This window comes from Luteimonas suaedae (assembly GCF_008312895.1).
In the GTDB taxonomy this organism is placed as follows: Bacteria; Pseudomonadota; Gammaproteobacteria; order Xanthomonadales; family Xanthomonadaceae; genus Luteimonas; species Luteimonas suaedae.
Map to the genome: position 1 here is coordinate 29,999 of NZ_VSSP01000002.1, position 18,319 is coordinate 48,317.

The window sequence follows — 18,319 nt, forward strand, 5'->3', positions numbered from 1 at the left end:
GCGCGGGGGCGGAGCGCCGCGCTGTCAAGCCTTGTCGGCACCTCGCCCCCGGCCTACTCTGCCGACTGACGCGACGGCCGTCCGATGTCCACACGCTTCGTTCATCTCCACCTGCACAGCGAGTATTCGCTGGTCGATTCGACGATCCGCATCCCGCAGCTGGTCGCGCGTTGCGCTGCGCTCGGCCAGCCGGCGGCGGCGATCACCGACCGCAACAACCTGTTCGCGCTGGTGGATTTCCACCGCAAGGCCGAAGCCGCCGGACTGAAGCCGATCACCGGCGCCGACGTGATGGTCGCCGACGGCGACGAGGCCGCCTGGCCGGTCACCCTGCTGTGCCGCAACCGCGCCGGCTATCTGGGCCTGTCGCGGCTGCTGACCCGCGCCTGGATGGAAGGCCAGCGCCAGGATGGCGTGGTGGTGCGGCCGCAGTGGCTGCGCGACGAACCCGGCGACCTGTTCGCCCTGGTCGGGCGCCACAGCCAGGCCGGGCGGCTGGCCGCCGCGGGACGCCATGAGCAGGCACTGCAGTGGCTCGGCGAGTGGCAGGCCGCGTTCGACGACCGCCTGCACCTGGAGCTGACCCGCTGCGGCCGCGACGGCGAGGCGCAGTTCAACGATTTCGCCCTGCATGCCGCCGCCGTGCGCGCGCTCCCGGTGATCGCCAGCAACGACGTACGCTTCCTCGACGCGGAAGGCTTCGACGCCCACGAGGCGCGGGTATGCATCGCCTCCGGCCGGGTTCTCGAGGATCCGCGGCGGCCGCGCGACTACAGCCCGCAGCAGTACCTGAAGTCCGCCGAGGAGATGGCGGACCTGTTCTCCGACCTGCCCGACGCGCTCGACAACACCGTGGCGCTGGCGCAGCGCTGCAACTTCGAGCTGAGCCTGGGCAAATACTATCTGCCGGCGTTTCCGGTTCCGGACGACCACACCCTGGAGAGCTGGATCCGCAAGGAAGCCCGCGACGGCCTCGAGGCGCGGCTGGCGAAGCAGCCGCTGGCCGCCGGCCACACCCGCGAAAGCTACTTCGAGCGCCTGGAGACGGAGCTCGGGGTGATCATCTCGATGGGGTTCCCCGGCTACTTCCTGATCGTGGCCGACTTCATCAACTGGGCCAAGCGGCACGGCATCCCGGTGGGGCCCGGGCGCGGTTCCGGCGCCGGCTCGCTGGTCGCCTGGGCGCTGGGCATCACCGATCTCGATCCGCTGCCGTACGACCTGCTGTTCGAGCGCTTCCTCAATCCCGAACGCGTGTCGATGCCGGACTTCGACATCGACTTCTGCATGGACCGCCGCGACGAGGTGATCGATTACGTCTCGGCCAGGTACGGCCGCGACCGCGTCAGCCAGATCATCACCTACGGCACCATGGCGGCGAAGGCGGTGGTGCGTGACGTCGGCCGTGTGCTCGGCTACCCGTACGGCTTCGTCGACAGCATCGCCAAGTTGGTGCCGCTGGTGCTCGGCATTTCGCTGTCCGATGCGCTGGGCCGCACCGAGCGCTCGCGCAAGGACGAGAACATGCGCTCGGCCGAGCTGATCCAGCGCTACCAGGACGAGGACGACGTCCGTGACCTGATCGACCTCGCCCTGCAGCTCGAGGACCTGACCCGCAACGCCGGCAAGCACGCCGGCGGCGTGGTGATCGCGCCGAGCCCGCTGTCCGACTTCTGCCCGCTGTTCGCCGAACACGACGGCGAGGGCCGCGGCCGGCAGCCGGTGACCCAGTTCGACAAGGACGACGTGGAAGCCGTCGGCCTGGTGAAGTTCGACTTCCTCGGCCTGCGCACGCTCACGATCATCGATTGGGCGGTGAAGGCGATCAACAAGCGGCGTGATTCGTCATTGGTGATTGGTGATTCGAAAGGGCAGAAGCCGGCTTCTGCGAATCACGAATCACCAATCACCAATCACGGCCCCCTCGACATCACTGCGTTGCCGCTCGACGACAACGCCACCTACGAGCTGTTCGCGCGCGGCGATACCGTCGCGGTGTTCCAGTTCGAGTCGCGCGGCATGCGCGAGCTGCTCAAGCGCGCCAAGCCCGACACCTTCGAGGACATCATCGCGCTCGCGGCGCTGTTCCGGCCCGGCCCGCTGGGCTCGGGAATGGACCGCGAGTGGGTCGACCGCAAGCACGGCAACACCGAAGTCAGCTATCCGCACCCGGCGCTGGAAGCGGTACTCAAGCCGACCTACGGCGTCATCGTGTACCAGGAACAGGTGATGCAGATCGCCCAGGAGCTGGCCGGCTATTCGCTCGGCGGCGCCGACCTGCTGCGACGCGCGATGGGCAAGAAGAAACCCGAGGAAATGGCCAAGGAGCGCGCCAAGTTCGAGGCCGGCGCCGCCGAGCGCGGCGTCGACCCGCGCACCGCCACTCAGATCTTCGACCTGATGGAGAAGTTCGCCGAGTACGGCTTCAACAAGTCGCACTCGGCCGCCTACGCACTGGTCGCCTACCAGACCGCGTGGCTGAAGGTGCACTACCCGGCCGAGTTCATGGCCGCGGTGTTGTCGAGCGACATGGACAACACCGACAAGGTGGTCGGCTTCCTGGAGGAAGCGCGCGCGCGCGGACTCGAGGTCATGCCGCCCGACGTCAATGCATCGACCTACATGTTCGAGGCGATGGACGCCGGCACCATCCGCTACGGACTGGGCGCGCTAAAGGGCGTCGGCCGCGGCGCCTGCGAGGCGATCGCCGAGGAACGCGCGCGTGGCGGTCCCTACGCGGACCTGCTGGATTTCTGCCGGCGGGTCGGTTCGGCGAAGCTCAACCGTCGTACGCTCGAAGCGCTGATCCAGTCCGGCGCACTGGACGCGCTCGGCAGCCATCGCGCCTCGCTGATGCTGCAGCTGCCGGAAGTGATCAAGGCCTGCGACCAGCTCGCGCGCGAACGCGAGGCCGGGCAGGTGTCGCTGTTCGGCGGCGGCGACGCCGCGCCGGCGTTGAAGATCGAACTGCCCGAAACCGATCCGTGGCCGCTGGCGCAGATCCTGTCCGGTGAGCGCGAGACCCTCGGCCACTACCTCAGCGGCCACCCGATCGACCCCTACCGCGAGGAGCTGCAGATCCTCGTCGGGCACGATCTCGGCCAGCTCGACGCCGTCTGGGCGGCGCGACCCGAGGAATCGCGCGGCAGCTGGCGGCCCGAGGTCAACACGATCGTCGCCGGCCTGGTCACGGCGATGCGCAAGCGTGGCGAAGCGCAGGCCTTCGTGCAGCTGGAGGACGGCCGCGGCCGTCTCGAGTGCGCGTTCTTCGCCGAAGCCCTGCAGGAGTACGCGCCGCTGCTCACCCGCGACCGCATCCTGATCGTCGAGGGCGGCCTGCGTGAGGACGAGTTCAGCGGCGGCTTCGCCCTGCGCGCACGCCGCTGCTGGGATTTCCGGCAGCTGTGCCCGCAGATCGCGCGGCGGCTGTGGCTGCGCCTGGACCTGCGCGTGCCGGGGCTGCTGGAACGCATCGAGCGCCTGCTCGAGCCGCATCGCCCCGGGGAGACGCCGCTGCGCTACGACCTGCTGCTGGCGAAGGGCGCCGCCGGCACGCTCGACCTCAACGGCAGCCGGAGCGTGCGCGCGGACGCCGACCTGATCGGCCAGCTGCGGACGCATCCCGGTGTGCGCGGCGTCAAGCTGGCACTGCAACGGCCCTGGTGAGGGCCGGGAATCGGGAGTCGGGAGTCGGGAGAGCGTCACGGCCTTCGCCCGTCATCCCGGCGCAGGCCGGGATCCAGTGCCTTCGCCGTCGCCTTGCAACGACCAAGCTTTTGCGGAACGGACCGGTCCTCGCCGGGATGACAGCCCGCTAGCCTTTGCGAACCAAAACAGGTCCCGCCCGCGCTTGGAGGACGCAGCCGGCACGCCTGCGGCCTCCCTACCCGCCGGTACGGGGCCGCAATCCGCCTTCGGCTAGACTGTGCCACTTTCCGGCCCGACGGACGCCGATGAACCCGAATTACCTCGATTTCGAACAGCCCATCGCCGACCTGGAAGGCAAGATCCAGGAACTGCGCCAGGCCAGCACCGGTCCCGCCGTCAACATCGATGCCGAGATCCACACGCTGCAGGACAAGCTGCGCAGGCGCACCGCGCAGATCTTCCGCGACCTCAGCCCGTGGCAGGTCTCGCAGCTGGCGCGCCACCCGGCGCGCCCCTACACCTACGACTACATCCGGGTGATGTGCGACGAGTTCGAGGAGCTGGCCGGCGACCGCGCCTTCTCCGACGACGCCGCCATCGTCGGCGGCCTGGGCCGCATCGACGGCCGCAGCGTCATGATCATCGGCCACGAGAAGGGCCGCGACACCAAGGCCAAGGTACGCCGCAATTTCGGCATGCCGCGACCGGAGGGCTACCGCAAGGCGCTGCGCCTGATGAAGCTGGCCGAGCGCTTCCGGCTGCCGCTGCTGACCTTCATCGACACGCCGGGCGCCTACCCGGGCATCGGCGCCGAGGAGCGCGGCCAGTCCGAGGCCATCGCCCGCAACCTGCTGGAGATGGCCGAACTGAAGATCCCGGTGATCTGCACCGTGATCGGCGAAGGCGGCTCCGGCGGCGCGCTGGCGATCGGCGTCGGCGACCGCACGCTGATGCTCGAATACAGCACCTACTCGGTGATCTCGCCCGAGGGCTGCGCCTCGATCCTGTGGAAGGATGCCGCCAAGAAGCGCGACGCGGCCGAGCAGCTCGGGCTGACCGCCAAGCGCCTGCTCGAACTCGGCCTGATCGACAAGCTGGTACGCGAACCGATCGGCGGCGCCCACCGCAACCCGAAGCAGACCGCCACGCGCCTGAAGGCGGTGCTGCTCAACGAACTCGACGCGCTCCAGGACATCCCGGCCGCGGAGCTGCTGGAACGGCGCTATCGGAGGCTGCGCGGCTACGGGGCGTACGAAGCGGCCTGATCCCGGGCGCGCGTCGAGAACGCCCCCGCCATCGTTCGCACCGCGGCACGTGATGCATCAGGCCTCCCCTCCAATGCTGCCATCGCGATACGCGCATATGGCCGACGCGCGTCCGCTGCTGATCGGCTACAGCGGCGGCCTCGATTCCACCGTGCTGCTGCACTGGCTCCTCACGAGCCGGGAGCGGCGCGATCACGACCTGCGTGCGATCCATATCCATCACGGGCTGCAGCCGGATGCCGACGCATGGGCCGCCCATTGCCGGCGCATCTGCGACGCGCTCGGCGTGCCGCTGCGCATCGCCCGCGTCAGCGTGCGCGCCGATGCCGGAACCGGCCCGGAAGCGGCCGCACGCGCGGCGCGCCATGCCGCGTTCGCGGCGGAGCTTCAGCCCGGCGAGGTTCTGGCGCTCGCGCACCACCGCGACGACCAGGCCGAGACCTTCCTGCTGCGCGCCCTGCGCGCGTCCGGCGTCGATGGCCTGGCGGCGATGCGCCCATGGCGACGCCATGGCCAGGGCTGGCTGTGGCGACCGCTGCTCGACACGCCGCGCGAGCGCCTGCTGGACTATGCACGCCAGCACCAGTTGCAGTGGATCGAGGATCCGAGCAACGCCGGCATCGAGCCGGACCGCAACTTCCTGCGCCACCGCATCCTGCCGCTGTTGCGCGAACGCTGGCCGCAGGCCGAGGCCGGACTGGCACGCAGCGCCCTGCTCGGCGCCGAGGCCGCGGCGCTGCTCGACGACGGCGACGCGGCCGCGCTCGCCGCCGTACGTACGCTCGATCCGCACGCGCTCGACGTCGCCGCGCTGCGGCGGCTTCCCGAAGCGCGTCGCGCGCGCGTGCTGCGGCGCTGGATCGACACGCTCGCGCTGCCGCCGCTGCCGGCGCAGGGCGTCGCCCGGATCGAGGCGGACCTGTTGCGGACCACGACGGCCGGATCACCGGCGTTCGCCTGGTCGGGCGCCGTGGTGCGGCGCTGGCGCGACCTGCTGCATGCCGAGCGGCAACGGGCACCGCTGCCGGCGGATTTCCACACCGTCTGGGACGGACGCACGCCGTTGCTGCTGCCGACCGGAGATGCGCTGGCGCTGGTCGGCTCCGAGCGGGTCGAGCCCGGCGATAGCCGCGATGTAGTGCAGGCGTCGGAGGCGCTCTGCACACCGCTGATCGTGCGTGCGCGCCGCGGCGGCGAACGCATCCGGCTACCGGGACGCGGACACTCGCACGCGCTCAAGCAGGTGCTGCAGACGCTCGGTGTCCCGCCGTGGGTACGCGAGCGGCTACCGCTGCTGACGGATGCCAACGACGAGCTGTTGGCGGCCGGCGACCTGGTCCACTCGGACCGCCTCGACGCCTGGCTGCGCGCGCAGCAGCAGCGCCTGCTGTGGTCACGGACGGACCCGCTCGCACGCGTCGAGTGAACCATCTTTGGCATCGGTCCTTTTCTGGCAGCACACCGCACCGGTTTGTGTTCAGAGGAGCTTCTCGGCCACGGCTTGGCACGGATGAGCGCGGATGAGGGCCTTTGAACAATGCTCGATCCGTGCTCATCCGCGTTAATCTGTGGCAGAAACGCTTCTCCCACCACCGAAGACCCCTACGGCGAAGCGAGGCGACACGTACGCCTGCGCGGGGTTCCGGTAAACTGGCGGCATGGCACGCAAATCGACCCCTGATCCCGCCCCGGTCGCCGACTTCGAGCAGTCCCTGGACCAGCTCGAGCAACTGGTCGAGAAGATGGAACAGGGCGAGATGAGCCTGGAGGATTCGCTGGCCGCTTACGAGCGTGGCGTCGGCCTCTACCGCCGCTGCCAGCAGGCGCTGGAACAGGCGGAGCTGCGGGTGAAGCTGCTCAGCGATCCGGAGCGCCCGGAGACCGCCGAACCGTTCCCGGGCGCACCGGACGCGACCGGCGATGCCTGACCCGGTCGCCTCGCGCGACCTGTCGCCGCAGCTCGATGCCTGGCGCACGCGCGCCGACGCGGCGCTCGCGCGCGCACTCGATTCGATCGCACAGGGCGAGCCGCGCCTGCTGGCGGCGATGCGTCACGCCGTGCTGCTGGGCGGCAAGCGGATGCGGCCGCTGCTGGTCTATGCCAGCGGCCGTGCGTTCGGCGCCGACGATGCGTTGCTGGACGCCCCTGCCGCGGCGGTGGAACTGGTCCACGCCTATTCACTGGTGCACGACGACCTGCCAGCGATGGACGACGACGCGTTGCGCCGTGGCCGGCCGACCGTGCACGTCGCCTTCGACGAGGCCACCGCGATCCTGGTCGGCGATGCGTTGCAGTCGCTGGCGTTCTCGACCCTGGCCGACGCCCCGGTCGCGGATGGCCGGCGCGTGGCCATGCTGCGCGAACTGGCGATCGCCGCAGGCGCCGACGGCATGTGCGGTGGCCAGGCGCGCGATCTTGCCGCGACCGGCGCGGCCGAAGCCCTGTCGTTGCCCGCCATCGAGCGCCTGCATGCGATGAAGACCGGCGCCCTGCTGCGCGCGTCGGCGCGGCTGGGCGCACTCGCCGCCGGCGCCGGCGATGCGGCGTTCGCGCAGCTGGACCGCTACGCCGAAGCGCTAGGGCTCGGCTTCCAGATTCGCGACGACCTGCTCGACATCGAAGGCGACAGCGCCACGCTGGGCAAGACCACCGGCAAGGACATCGCGCAGGCCAAGGCCACCTTCCCGGCGCTGCTGGGCGTCGACGCCTCGCGACACCGGCTGGCCGTGCTCGGTGAAGACATGCACGCCGCGCTGGAATCGCTCGGCGCCGACGCCGACACCGCGGCGCTGCTGGCGCTGGGACGGATCGCGCTCGAGCGCGACCGCTGAGCGCCGCGGCTCAGTTCAACAGGCGGATCGTCAGCGGGTAGCGATAGGGCTCGCCGTTCCAGGCCTTGATCGTGGCGAGGATGCTGCAGATCAGCCACAGCAGCGCGATCGCCGCGATCAGCAGCAACAGCACGATGCCGGCCGGCACGGTCAGGATCGCCCCCAGCCCCAGCGTCAGCACCGTGGCCCCGACCAGCGCGATGCCCGCGGCGAGCGCCAGCCCGGCGTAGATCAGCATGCTGAGGTTGAAGTTCACCGCCTCGCGCGCATGCGCGGCGATAAAGGCCGAGTCGTCGCGCTTGAGCAGATAGATGATGCCGGCGCCGATCACGCCGGCCACGCCCACCAGCCAACTGGTCAACAGCGCCAGCAGCAGCGCGGTCAGGTGCGCCGCGGCCGCCCACTGCCGTTCGCTGCTGGTGGGAGAGGCGGTTTGCACGGTGTATTCCATCGTTCGACTCCTTCCGGAACCCGTCCGGTACATCGATGATGGGGGCCGCCACCGCGCCCGCAAGCCAACTGATGGCCTAGAGTGAATCAACATTCGTCCCCCCGCTCTCTCTGTAGGAGGGGCTTCAGCCCCGATCTGCCGAAGATCGCGGCAAGGAAACCGGAGCACGCGGTGCCGATCGGGAAGCTGAACGGATGGATCATTTTCCGCGCTCCGCTCGTTCCCCCGGGGGTCGGGGCTGAAGCCCCTCCTACAGGGGCGACGGGGCAGGACAAGCCGGCACGATCGCCATGCTGCTCCGCCGCGCCGCCCGAGACGGCGCGCCGGAACGATCGATCAGCCGCGCGCGGCCGCGCTCACTTGATCAGGCGCAGCGCGACCGGATAGCGATAGGCGACGCCTTCGTTGGCCTTGATCGCAGCGATGATGATGAAGACCAGCGCGGCGATGCCGACGATCAGCATGATCGGAATGACGATGATGAAGCCGATGCCCAGGGTCAGGATGCCCACCATGAACAGGATCAGGAACAGCCCGGCCAGGGTGATGTTGAAGTTCAACGCCTCCTTGGCCTGGTCGTCGACGAACGGCATGGTTTCCTTCTTCACCAGCCAGATGATCAGCGGCCCCAGGAAGCAACCGATGCCGCCCGCCCAGCCGGTGGTGATCAGGCCGCCCAGCAGCGCCGACAGATGCGCGAACATCGCCCACTGCCGCTGTTCCGCGCTGATGCCGCTGGTGTTTTCGGACGGTGGCGGTGGCGTGTCTTCATGTGGATCGGTCATGACAACCCCCAGCGCGCCATTGCGTGCAGGCCGAACGGCAGGCGCGATCCCGGCGGCCGCGGAGCGATGCTCCAATGACCAAGCTTACGTCAATCGCCACCGGCGATGGTCATCCGCCCGACCAGGATCGAGCCGGTGCGCACGTGCGAGCGCGGATCGATGTCGCTGCCGACGGCCTGGATGTCGCGGAACACGTCCCTGAGATTGCCGGCGACGGTGATCCCGTCCACCGCGTGCACGATCTCGCCCCGCTCCACCCAGAACCCGGACGCGCCGCGTGAATAATCGCCCGTGACCGTGTTCACACCCTGCCCCATCAACTCCGTCACCACCAGGCCGCGGCCCATGGCGCGCAGCAGGTCCTCGAAGTCACCCGCATTCGCGGCGACCTCCAGGTTGTGCACGCCGCCGGCGTTGGCGGTCGACTGCAGGCCGAGCTTGCGCGCCGAATAACTGCCGAGCAGGTAGCGCTGCAGCACGCCGTCCTCGACCAGCGCCGACTCCCGCGTCGCCACGCCCTCGTCGTCGAAGCTGCTGGAGCGGAAGCCGCGCGGCAGCAGCGGGCGCTCGCGGATCGCAAACCAGGACGGGAAGATCCGCTCGCCGGCACTGTCGAGCAGGAAGCTCGCGCGCCGGTACAGTGCGCCGCCGGACACCGCGCCGAGCAGGTGGCCGACCAGCGAACGCGCCATCTCGGCCGAGAACAGCACCGGGTGCTCGCCGGTCGGGATCGGGCGCGGAGCCAGCTTCGCCAGCGCGCGTTGCGCCGCCTTGCGGCCGATGGCCACCGGCGACTCCAGGTCCTGTTCGGCCAGGCCGGTGCTGTACCAGCCGTCGCGTTGCATCGCCTCGCCGCTGCCGGCGATCAGTCCGCAGCCGATGCTGTGCCGGGTATCGCGGCTGGCGCCGGAGAACCCGTGCGTATTGGCGTAGACGCCCAGCGATTCACCGCTGCCGACCGATGCGCCGTCGGAATTGCCGATGCGGGCGTCGTGTTCGCGCCCGGCGCTCTCGCAGGCCAGCGCCAACGCAGCCGCGCGCTCGGCGTCGAGCGGCCACGGGTGCCAGGTATCGAAATCGCGGATCTCGGTCGCCATCAGTGCGGCGTCGGCCAGGCCGGCGGCAGGATCCTCCTCGGTGAACCGGGCGATCGCGCAGGCCTGCTCGACCGTGGCACGCAGGCTCTCCTCGCGCAGGTCGGCGGTGCTGGCGCTGCCCTTGCGGCCGCCGAAGTACACGGTCAGGCCGATGCCGCGGTCGCGGGTGGCCTCCACCGTCTCCACCTCGCCCAGGCGCACGCCGACGTTGAGGCCGCGCTCCTCCGAGCACGATACCTCGGCCTGGGAGGCGCCGCCGGCCCGGGCGAGCGCCAGCATGCGCTGCGCGATGTCCTCGAGTTGCGCGATCCGGTCGCGATGGTCGTCCGGCGCGGTGGCCGATGCGGCGTCGATGGCGGTGTTCAATGGCTTATCCTGTGGTATCGATCGGATTCCCGGACCCGGACGGGCGCGGGAAGGCCGAATGTTTCATGACGCCGGCGCGATCTCCATCGCGACCGGCGGCCCTCGCGGACGGACGCATGCGCGGCATCGACGAAGACAGCGGCGAATATCTCGGCCCCAGCCGCAGCCAGCAGCGGCGCGACGCGCTGGAAGTGCTGGCGCTGGGCGAACGGCTGGTGGCGCTGTCGCCGGCGCAGCTGCAGCAGCTGCCGATTCCCGATGCGCTGCTGCCGCATATCCTCGATGCCCAGCGCATCGGCTCGCACATCGCCCGCAAGCGCCAGCTGGCGTTCCTGGCCAAGCAGATGCGGCGCGAGGACGACGACACCCTGCATGCCATCCGCGACGCGCTCGACGCCGGCGGCGAGGCGGCGCGCCAGGAGACGGCGCTGCTGCATCGCGCCGAGACCTGGCGCGAGCGCCTGCTCGACGAAGGCGATACCGCGCTGGCCGAACTGCTGTCCGAACACCCGTCGGCCGACCGCCAGCACCTGCGCCAGCTGGTGCGCAACGCGCTGGAGGAACGCCGCCGCGACAAGCCGCCGCGGGCGTATCGGGAGCTGTTTAGGCTCCTGCGCGAGATGCTCGCGCAGGAGCCGTGATTGGGGATTCGTGATTGGTGATTCGTAAGAGCCGGCCGCACGGGCGGTGGCGCTTTTGCGAATCAAGAATCCCCAATCACCAATCACGGCTCTCAAGCCCGCGTTCCGCCTACCGTCAGCCGGTCGATCAGCAGCGACGGCTGGCCGACGCCGACCGGTACGCTCTGGCCGTCCTTGCCGCAGACGCCGACGCCGTCGTCGAGGGCGAAGTCGCTGCCGACCATGGTCACGCGCTGCATGGTCTCGGGGCCGTTGCCGATCAGGGTCGCGCCCTTCACCGGCGCGGTGACCTTGCCGTCCTCGATCAGATAGGCCTCGGTCGCCGAGAACACGTACTTGCCGCTGGTGATGTCGACCTGGCCGCCGCCGAAGTTGACCGCGTACAGGCCCTTCTTCACCGAGCGGATCATTTCCTCGCGCTCGTGGTTGCCGGCGAGCATGTAGGTGTTGGTCATGCGCGGCATCACTAGGTGCGCGAACGATTCGCGGCGGCCGTTGCCGGTCGGCTGCGTGCCCATCAGCCGGGCGTTGTGGGTGTCCTGCATGTAGCCGACCAGCACGCCGTCCTCGATCAGCGTGGTGCACTGGGTGGGCGTGCCCTCGTCGTCGATGTTGAGCGAGCCGCGGCGGCCGTCGAGGGTGCCGTCGTCGACGATGGTCACGCCCGGCGCGGCCACCCGCTGGCCCATGCGGCCGGCATAGGTGCTGGTGCCCTTGCGGTTGAAGTCGCCTTCGAGGCCGTGGCCGACCGCTTCGTGCAGCAGCACGCCCGGCCAGCCGGCACCGAGCACCACCGGCATCACCCCGGCGGGAGCGTCGACCGCCTCCAGGTTCACCAGCGCCTGCCGCAGCGCCTCGCGCGCGAAGCGTTCGGGCTTGCCGTCGGCCAGCAGTTCCTCGTAGGAATGGCGCCCGCCATAGCCGGCATAGCCGGACTCGCGGCGCCCGCCCTGCTCGACGAGCACCTGCACGTTGAGCCGCACCAGCGGCCGCACGTCGCCGGCCAGCACGCCGTCGCTGCGCGCGACCAGGATGGTGTCGACGGCGCCGCTCAGGCTCACCATCACCTGCTTCACGCGCGGGTCGGCGGCGCGCAGCATCCGGTCGACCCGGCGCAGCGCCTCGACCTTCACCGCGCTGCCGAGCGCAGCGATCGGGTCTTCCGCGCGGTACAGCGAGCGCCCCTGGCCCGGCACCAGGGCGCGCGCATGGCGGGCATCGCCGGCGCGGGCGATCGCGCGCGCCGAGCCGGCCGCGGCCAGCAATGCATCGGCGTTGATCTCGTCGGAGTAGGCGAACCCGGTCTTCTCGCCCGAGATCGCGCGCACTCCCACGCCCTGCTCGATCGAGTGCGCGCCATCCTTGACGATGCCATCCTCGACCGTCCAGCTCTCGCGGCGGGTGTGCTGGAAGTACAGGTCGCCGAAATCGACGCCGGGGCCCAGCAAGGCGCCGAAGGCGCATTCCAGGCCGCCGCCGTCGAGTCCGGCGGGCTGCAGCAGGCGGGACTCGGCGAGCGCGAGGGGATCTTGGGAGGGATTGGTCATGGCATCGATCTGGGGCTGATGATGTGAATGGCAAGGGAGATTCGTAGGAGCGCCCCATGGGCGCGATGCCGCGGGTGCCCGCAGGATCCGGTGGATGCCGCGATTCCGGACCGGCAGGCGCTCCGGTTACCGGAATTCGCGGGCGGCGAAATGCCCGCGGCATCGCGCCCATGGGGCGCTCCTACGGAGGGGCGGGGGGATCGCGCTCGGCGACGCGCGGCTCGCGGCGCACCACCTCCACCTTCGGCTCCTTCCAGGGGCCGCTGACGTGATAGGTGGTGGCGCCCAGCCCGCTCAGCGGCTTCTTCAGCACCGCGTTGGCGACCGCTCCGACCGCGGCACCGACCGGACCGCCGGCGATCGCGCCGACCGCGGTCAGCAGGTTGGCGGATTTCGGGAACACGTCGATGGTCTGGTCGTAGGTCTGCGCACGCAGGTCGGCGCTGCCGGCGATGCGGATCTCGGCTGCGGGGCCGTCGATGACCAGATCGTCGCTGCTCGCACGGCCCTGCCCGAAACGCACCTGGCCGCCGATACGGTTGAAGGCGAAGCCCTTGTCGAAGAAGTCGCGGAAATCGAGGGTGAGGCGGCGCGGCAGCTCCGCCACGCTGAGCAATCCGAGCACGCGGCCGGCGCCGGGGTCGATCTCCACCAGTTGGCCGTCCTTCACCCGCAGCGCGAGCGTTCCCTGCAGCGCATCGGCGCGAAACCGCGCCGGACTGCCCGGCCAGGCAGCGTCCAGCTGGACGCTGCCGTCGCCGCCGAGGATGCGCCCGCCCTGTCCCAATCCCGCCAGCAGCGCGCCGAAATCGCGGCTGGCGATATCGAACTTCAACTGGGTGCGCTCGTCGGTGCCGCGCCCGCGCCAATCGCCGCTCGCGTCGATGCGCTGCTTCGGCGCGCGCGTCTGAAGTTGTTCGATCCGCAGGCCGTCGGGCAGCGGACGGGTCCGCAGGCCGGCCTCGCCGAGGACGGCATCGTTCAGCCGCAGGTCGTCGACCACGAGATCGATCGGCGGGATCTCCGCAGGATTCGTGCTGTCGATGGTCGCCGCCTCGTCTTCGGCGGCGGCGGACGCCTGCACCGCCGCTGCAGCGCTGCGCCAGTGCAGGCGCTGCAGCCGGCCACCCACGGTGCCGCCAGCCGCCTGCGGCAACGACAGGCTGCCGACCAGCGCCGGCCCGTCGAAGCGCAGCGAAGTGACGCCGTCGCTGGCCCTGGCGCCCCGGATGCGGGTGTCGGCGAAGGCGCCACCGAGCAACAACAGGCGATCGATCGCAAGGTCGACACGCTGCAGCGAGAACCCTTCCCTGCTGCCGTCGCCGTCGGCGCCGCCACCCGCCGCGAGGCCGATCCAGTCCATCGCCGCCAGCACCGGCGTATGCCCGCTGACGACCAGGCCGGACGCCGGCGGCGCCGCTGCCGCACCGCCTCCGAGCGCCACGTCGACCCCGGTACGCCCGCTGCCGCTGCGCGCCCGCAGCGCCATGCGCTGGCCCAGGCGCACCGCGAGCTCGCCGGCCTCTAGCGGCAGGGTCATCTCGATCAGGCTCGGCAGCGGGGTCGCGGCCGCCTTGTCCAGCGGTGCCGGCAGGTCCAGCGTGGTGCCGACGAGATCCGACCGTAGCCGCAGACGTCCGGCCGCGGTCGCCGACGATGTTTCGGGCGCCGGCGGCAGCAGCGAAGGCGGCGAGGACGAACGCGACCGGGGTACCGAGACCGCCACCGTCCAGTCCGAACGCCCCCGCACGTGCGGGCGCAGCCAACCCATTTCCGGCGCCCGCGCGAGCAGTTGCGCGGCATCGATCGCCGTGCGCAACTCCGCCTCGAAGGCCTGCACCGGATCGCGCACGTGGCCGTCGCCGGCGCGCAGCGCGAGGAGGCCGGCGCGGTCCTCGTGCAGCGTGCGCAACCCGTCGGCGATGAAACCTTCCTGATCGTAGTGCGCGTCGCCGCGTACGTCGTCGAGGGCCAGGCCCCATTCCGATTCGCGGGCGCGCACGCCCTGCAGCTCGACATTGCCGCCGATCTTCGGCCTGCCGCGGTCGCTGCCGTGCATCGGCAGGGTCATGGCGAAGGTCGCCGCGACCGGGCCGGCGACCGACAGGCCATCGAGCGCGTCGCCGTGCATCGCCTGCAGCGGGCTGCCGCGCAGCAGCGCCAGCAATGCGGCGGCATCGGTCCGGGTGCGGGCACTGGCGCCCAGTTCGGCCCGACCGAAATGCGCGATGCCGGCGGTGAGGTCGGCGAATGCCACGTCCGCGATCGCGCCGGCGCCGCGCAGGTCGAAGCCGTCGGCGATGAACCGTACCAGCCCCGTCAATCGTTCGACCGCCGGCCAGTCCGGCTGGAACTTGACTTCCATCCCGGCGAGCCCGGCCTCCGCATGGAACAGCCCCGGCGCCGGACGCCCGCCGTCGGCCAGGAATGGCCAGTCGTCCAGGTCGCCCGACACCAGGGCGCGCCCGTTGCGCACGGTGCCGCCGACCAGCGCGGTATCCAGCCAGTCGACCGTGGCCTCCGGCATCCTGTGACGCACCCAGAACCGCTTCGCCACCGACACCTGCGCATCGTCCAGCTGCGCCGCCAGGTCGATCCGCGGGCGCCCGCCGTTGGCCGTGAACCGCAATCCGCCGCGCACGTCGGCACCGTAGCCATCTCCCTGCAGGCGCAGCGCCGGCGTCTGCAACACCCAGTCGCCGTCTTCGCGCCAAGCCGCCACGTCTCCGCGCAGCGATAGCTGGTGCGGGTCGCCAAACCCGGCCGGCCAGTCGAAGCGCAACTCCGCCTCCGGGTCGAAGGTGAAGCCGATGCCGCGCGCATCCCCGTGCAGGCTGCCGCGCAGGCCGCTCAGGCCGGGCCGGTCGCCGACGCTGGCGAATGCCAGGCCGTCGATCCGCGCCTGCAGGCGCAATCGGCCGTTGCGTTCGCCCGCGACTTCGACGTCGTCGAGCACCGCGTCGGGCCGCGCCTGCCGCAACCACTGGCGCAGCACCGGCGGCACGCGGTCGCTCAACGGCAGCAGCGCCAGCAACGGCCCGGCATCGATGTGTTCGGCGGCGACGGCATAGTGCTGGCCGGCTGCGACCAGCAAGCCGTCCAGCGACTGCGTCGTGTCGCCCATGGTGACGCGCAGGTGCGGCGCATCCAGGCGCCAACCCGACGCCATTGCGGCCCAACGCATTCGCGCCTCGACCCGCGCGAACGCGACCCGCGTCGCTTCCGCCTCGCCGTCGTGGCGCGCGCGCAGGCCGATGTCGTCCAGCGCGGCGTGGGCAGTCACCCCGGCGACACGGTTGTCGTGCAATGTCGCCCACACATCGATCCGGCCATGCCCACCGTCGACCGAGATGCCGGCATGGCGCAGCAACGGCGACCACTGTGCGAGATCGGCCGCGTCCAGTGCCGCGTACAGGCGCCCGTCGCCGCGATCGCGCGTCAGTTCCAACGCCGCCTGCAGCGGCGCCTCGGCGCCTTCCATCCATGCACGGGCCGCCGCGCGCACATGGTCGCCGTCGACGCGCAGGCGCAGGTCGATCCGCGGCACCGTGGCCTCGATCTCCAGGCCGGGCGCATGCACCGTCAGGCTGCCGCCGATCACCTGCAATTCGCCCAGACGCTGCAGCGCGTCGAACGGATCGCCTTCATCGTCGCGGTCGCGCTGTCCCGGCAGGCCGCGCACGCGCCAGCGGCCCTCGTCGTCGCGTTCGAGCGTCAGGGCCAGATCGCGCAGGCGCAGCTCGGTCAGCGAGCGCCCCGGCAGCAGCCCCCCGTACTGCGCCACCAGCACCTCCGCGGCGCCGACATGCACCGCGTCGGGCCCGTCGCCGATGCGCAGGCCATCGAGCCGCAACAGCGGGCCACGCCGGGTCCATTCGGTCTCGAGCCGGTCGAAGGCGATGGCGCGCCCGGCGCGCTCGCCCAGCCAGTCCGCGACCCGCTGCGGATGCCGCTCCACCAGCGGCAGCATCTGGCTGGTGATGCCGGCGGCCAGCGCCATCAGCACCAGCACGACCGCCAGCACCAGCCACAGGCCACGGCGCAACAGGCGCAGACGATGGCGCACAATGCTCATCGGCGGGCTGCGCCCGCCGATGACGTGATTGGTGATTCGTGATTGGTGATTCGTCGGGAACGCGACGCGTCCCGCTCTTCACGAATCACGAATGACGAATCACCAATCACGGCCCTACAACAGCACGACATCGAACTGTTCCTGCAGGTACTGCTCGTCGGGTTGAAAGCGAATCGACTTGCCGAGGAACTCCTCGAGTTCGGCGACCGCCGTCGATTCCTCCTCGGTGATCCGCGCCACCACCTTGGGCGAGGCGATCACCAGCAGTCGCTCGGCCTCGAACTGACGCACCGCGCGGGTGATCTCGCGAAAGATCTCGTAGGTCACCGTTTCCGCGGTCTTGAGCATGCCGCGGCCGCCGCAGGCATTGCAGGGCTCGCTGAGCTGGCGCTGCAGGCTTTCGACGGTGCGCTTGCGCGTCATCTCCACCAGGCCCAGCGGCGAAAAATCGTAGACGGTGGTCTTGGCGTGATCGCGCGCCAGCGACTTCTCCAGCGTGCGCAGCACCTGGCGCCGGTGTTCCGGGTCGACCATGTCGATGAAGTCGATGATGATGATGCCGCCGAGGTTGCGCAGCCGCAGCTGACGGGCGACCGCCTGCGCGGCCTCCAGGTTGGTCCTGTAAACGGTCTCCTCGAGGTTGCGTTGACCCAGGAACGAACCGGTGTTCACGTCCACCGTGGTCATCGCCTCGGTCTGGTCGATCACCAGGTAGCCGCCGGACTTCAGCGGCACCTGCTTGTCGAGCGCGCGCTGGATCTCGTCCTCGACCCCGTACAGGTCGAACACCGGGCGCTCGCCGCCGTAGTGCTCGATCTTCTCCGCCAGGCCCGGCATGTATTGCGCCGCGAACACGCGCAGGCGCTCCCAGGTCTCGCGCGAATCGACCTTCACCTTCTCCACGTCGCGGCGCATCAGGTCGCGCACCGCGCGCATCGGCAGGGTCAGGTCCTCGTAGACGCAGGCGCCCACGCGCGCCTCGCGCACCTGCTGCTCCACCAGTGCCCACGCCCGCGCCAGGTAGGCGATGTCCTCGGCGAGCGCTTCGGCGGGCTGGCCTTCCGCGTTGGTGCGGACGATGTAGCCGTGGCCGGAACCGCCCAGCGCCAGTTCGGCGACCAGGCTCTTGAGGCGCGTGCGCTCGGCCTCGTCCTCGATCCGCGCCGACACCCCGATCACGTTCGACTGCGGCAGCAGCACCAGATAGCGCGAGGGAATGCTGATCTGGGTGGTCAGGCGCGCGCCCTTGGAACCGATCGGCTCCTTCACCACCTGCACCACCACGTCCTGGCCGTCGCGCAGCAGCTCGGCGACCGGCAGCACCGGCTGCGGCATCGGCAGCGTCGCCGCTTCGCCGTCGATCTCCGGCGGCGGCAACGAGCGCATCACGTCGTTGGCGTGCAGGAAGGCGGCGCGGTCGAGCCCGATCTCCACGAACGCCGCCTGCATGCCCGGCATCACCCGCTGCACCCGGCCCTTGTAGATGTTGCCGACCACGCCGCGGCTCCAGCCGCGCTCGATGTGCAGCTCCTGCAGCATGCCGTTCTCGACCACTGCCACGCGGGTCTCGCGCGGGGTGACGTTGACCAGGATCTCTTCCGACATCGCGCGC

At 70.6% G+C, this 18,319-nt stretch carries 12 protein-coding genes; 6 read left to right on the forward strand and 6 right to left on the reverse strand.

Features of this window, described 5'->3' with window-relative positions:
* Nucleotides 1–84: 84 nt before the first annotated feature.
* The 5 genes from dnaE to ispA all read left to right on the forward strand — a co-directional run bounded on the left by dnaE (nt 85) and on the right by ispA (nt 7,745).
* On the forward strand, nt 85–3,666 hold the full coding sequence (dnaE, locus tag FXO19_RS04315; RefSeq protein ID WP_149193866.1) for a DNA polymerase III subunit alpha: 3,582 nt from the start codon (nt 85–87) through the stop codon (nt 3,664–3,666).
* A 287-nt stretch (nt 3,667–3,953) separates the two neighbouring features.
* On the forward strand, nt 3,954–4,913 hold the full coding sequence (locus FXO19_RS04320; RefSeq protein WP_149193867.1) for an acetyl-CoA carboxylase carboxyltransferase subunit alpha: 960 nt from the start codon (nt 3,954–3,956) through the stop codon (nt 4,911–4,913).
* A 52-nt stretch (nt 4,914–4,965) separates the two neighbouring features.
* Nucleotides 4,966–6,339, forward strand: coding sequence for a tRNA lysidine(34) synthetase TilS (tilS, locus tag FXO19_RS04325; RefSeq protein WP_149193868.1), 1,374 nt, complete (start codon nt 4,966–4,968; stop codon nt 6,337–6,339).
* A gap of 232 nt (nt 6,340–6,571) precedes the next feature.
* Nucleotides 6,572–6,841 carry an exodeoxyribonuclease VII small subunit gene (locus tag FXO19_RS04330; protein WP_149193869.1) on the forward strand — a complete coding sequence of 90 codons (270 nt, stop codon included), beginning with the start codon at nt 6,572–6,574 and terminating at the stop codon, nt 6,839–6,841.
* Nucleotides 6,834–7,745: a (2E,6E)-farnesyl diphosphate synthase gene (gene ispA / locus FXO19_RS04335; RefSeq protein WP_149193870.1), complete on the forward strand. Its 912-nt coding sequence runs from the start codon at nt 6,834–6,836 to the stop codon at nt 7,743–7,745. The genes FXO19_RS04330 and ispA overlap by 8 nt, the downstream gene beginning before the upstream one ends.
* A 10-nt stretch (nt 7,746–7,755) precedes the next feature.
* Here ispA and FXO19_RS04340 read toward each other — a convergent pair whose 3' ends face one another.
* The 3 genes from FXO19_RS04340 to pmbA form a co-directional block, all read right to left on the reverse strand.
* A complete protein-coding gene (locus tag FXO19_RS04340) occupies nt 7,756–8,196 on the reverse strand; it encodes a DUF4870 domain-containing protein (RefSeq protein WP_187775623.1) in 441 nt (146 codons plus the stop codon).
* 356 nt (nt 8,197–8,552) lie between these two features.
* Complete coding sequence (locus FXO19_RS04345; protein ID WP_255516292.1) at nt 8,553–8,981, reverse strand: DUF4870 domain-containing protein; 429 nt, start codon at nt 8,979–8,981, stop codon at nt 8,553–8,555.
* A gap of 89 nt (nt 8,982–9,070) precedes the next feature.
* On the reverse strand, nt 9,071–10,387 hold the full coding sequence (pmbA, locus tag FXO19_RS04350; RefSeq protein WP_425481449.1) for a metalloprotease PmbA: 1,317 nt from the start codon (nt 10,385–10,387) through the stop codon (nt 9,071–9,073).
* A 173-nt stretch (nt 10,388–10,560) separates the two neighbouring features.
* Between pmbA and yjgA the strand changes: the two genes are divergently transcribed.
* On the forward strand, nt 10,561–11,085 hold the full coding sequence (yjgA, locus tag FXO19_RS04355) for a ribosome biogenesis factor YjgA (protein WP_149193872.1): 525 nt from the start codon (nt 10,561–10,563) through the stop codon (nt 11,083–11,085).
* Nucleotides 11,086–11,177: 92 nt separating this feature from the next.
* Here yjgA and tldD read toward each other — a convergent pair whose 3' ends face one another.
* The 3 genes from tldD to rng all read right to left on the reverse strand — a co-directional run bounded on the left by tldD (nt 11,178) and on the right by rng (nt 18,312).
* A complete protein-coding gene (gene tldD, locus FXO19_RS04360; RefSeq protein ID WP_149193873.1) occupies nt 11,178–12,632 on the reverse strand; it encodes a metalloprotease TldD in 1,455 nt (484 codons plus the stop codon).
* Between the two features lie 181 nt (nt 12,633–12,813).
* Entirely contained in the window at nt 12,814–16,707 is a 3,894-nt protein-coding gene (locus tag FXO19_RS04365; protein WP_149193874.1) for a YhdP family protein, read from the reverse strand.
* Nucleotides 16,708–16,821: 114 nt separating this feature from the next.
* Entirely contained in the window at nt 16,822–18,312 is a 1,491-nt protein-coding gene (gene rng / locus FXO19_RS04370) for a ribonuclease G (protein WP_149193875.1), read from the reverse strand.
* Between the last annotated feature and the right edge of the window lie 7 nt (nt 18,313–18,319).

What these genes read in the sequence shown, in the direction of transcription:
- FXO19_RS04345 (WP_255516292.1), bottom strand. Translation starts at nt 8,981, where the DNA reads ATGACCGATCCACATGAAGACACGCCACCGCCACCGTCCGAAAACACC.
- yjgA (WP_149193872.1), top strand. Translation starts at nt 10,561, where the DNA reads ATGCGCGGCATCGACGAAGACAGCGGCGAATATCTCGGCCCCAGCCGC.
- dnaE (WP_149193866.1), top strand. Translation starts at nt 85, where the DNA reads ATGTCCACACGCTTCGTTCATCTCCACCTGCACAGCGAGTATTCGCTG.
- tilS (WP_149193868.1), top strand. Translation starts at nt 4,966, where the DNA reads ATGCATCAGGCCTCCCCTCCAATGCTGCCATCGCGATACGCGCATATG.
- FXO19_RS04365 (WP_149193874.1), bottom strand. Translation starts at nt 16,707, where the DNA reads ATGAGCATTGTGCGCCATCGTCTGCGCCTGTTGCGCCGTGGCCTGTGG.
- rng (WP_149193875.1), bottom strand. Translation starts at nt 18,312, where the DNA reads ATGTCGGAAGAGATCCTGGTCAACGTCACCCCGCGCGAGACCCGCGTG.
- tldD (WP_149193873.1), bottom strand. Translation starts at nt 12,632, where the DNA reads ATGACCAATCCCTCCCAAGATCCCCTCGCGCTCGCCGAGTCCCGCCTG.
- FXO19_RS04330 (WP_149193869.1), top strand. Translation starts at nt 6,572, where the DNA reads ATGGCACGCAAATCGACCCCTGATCCCGCCCCGGTCGCCGACTTCGAG.
- FXO19_RS04320 (WP_149193867.1), top strand. Translation starts at nt 3,954, where the DNA reads ATGAACCCGAATTACCTCGATTTCGAACAGCCCATCGCCGACCTGGAA.
- ispA (WP_149193870.1), top strand. Translation starts at nt 6,834, where the DNA reads ATGCCTGACCCGGTCGCCTCGCGCGACCTGTCGCCGCAGCTCGATGCC.
- FXO19_RS04340 (WP_187775623.1), bottom strand. Translation starts at nt 8,196, where the DNA reads ATGGAATACACCGTGCAAACCGCCTCTCCCACCAGCAGCGAACGGCAG.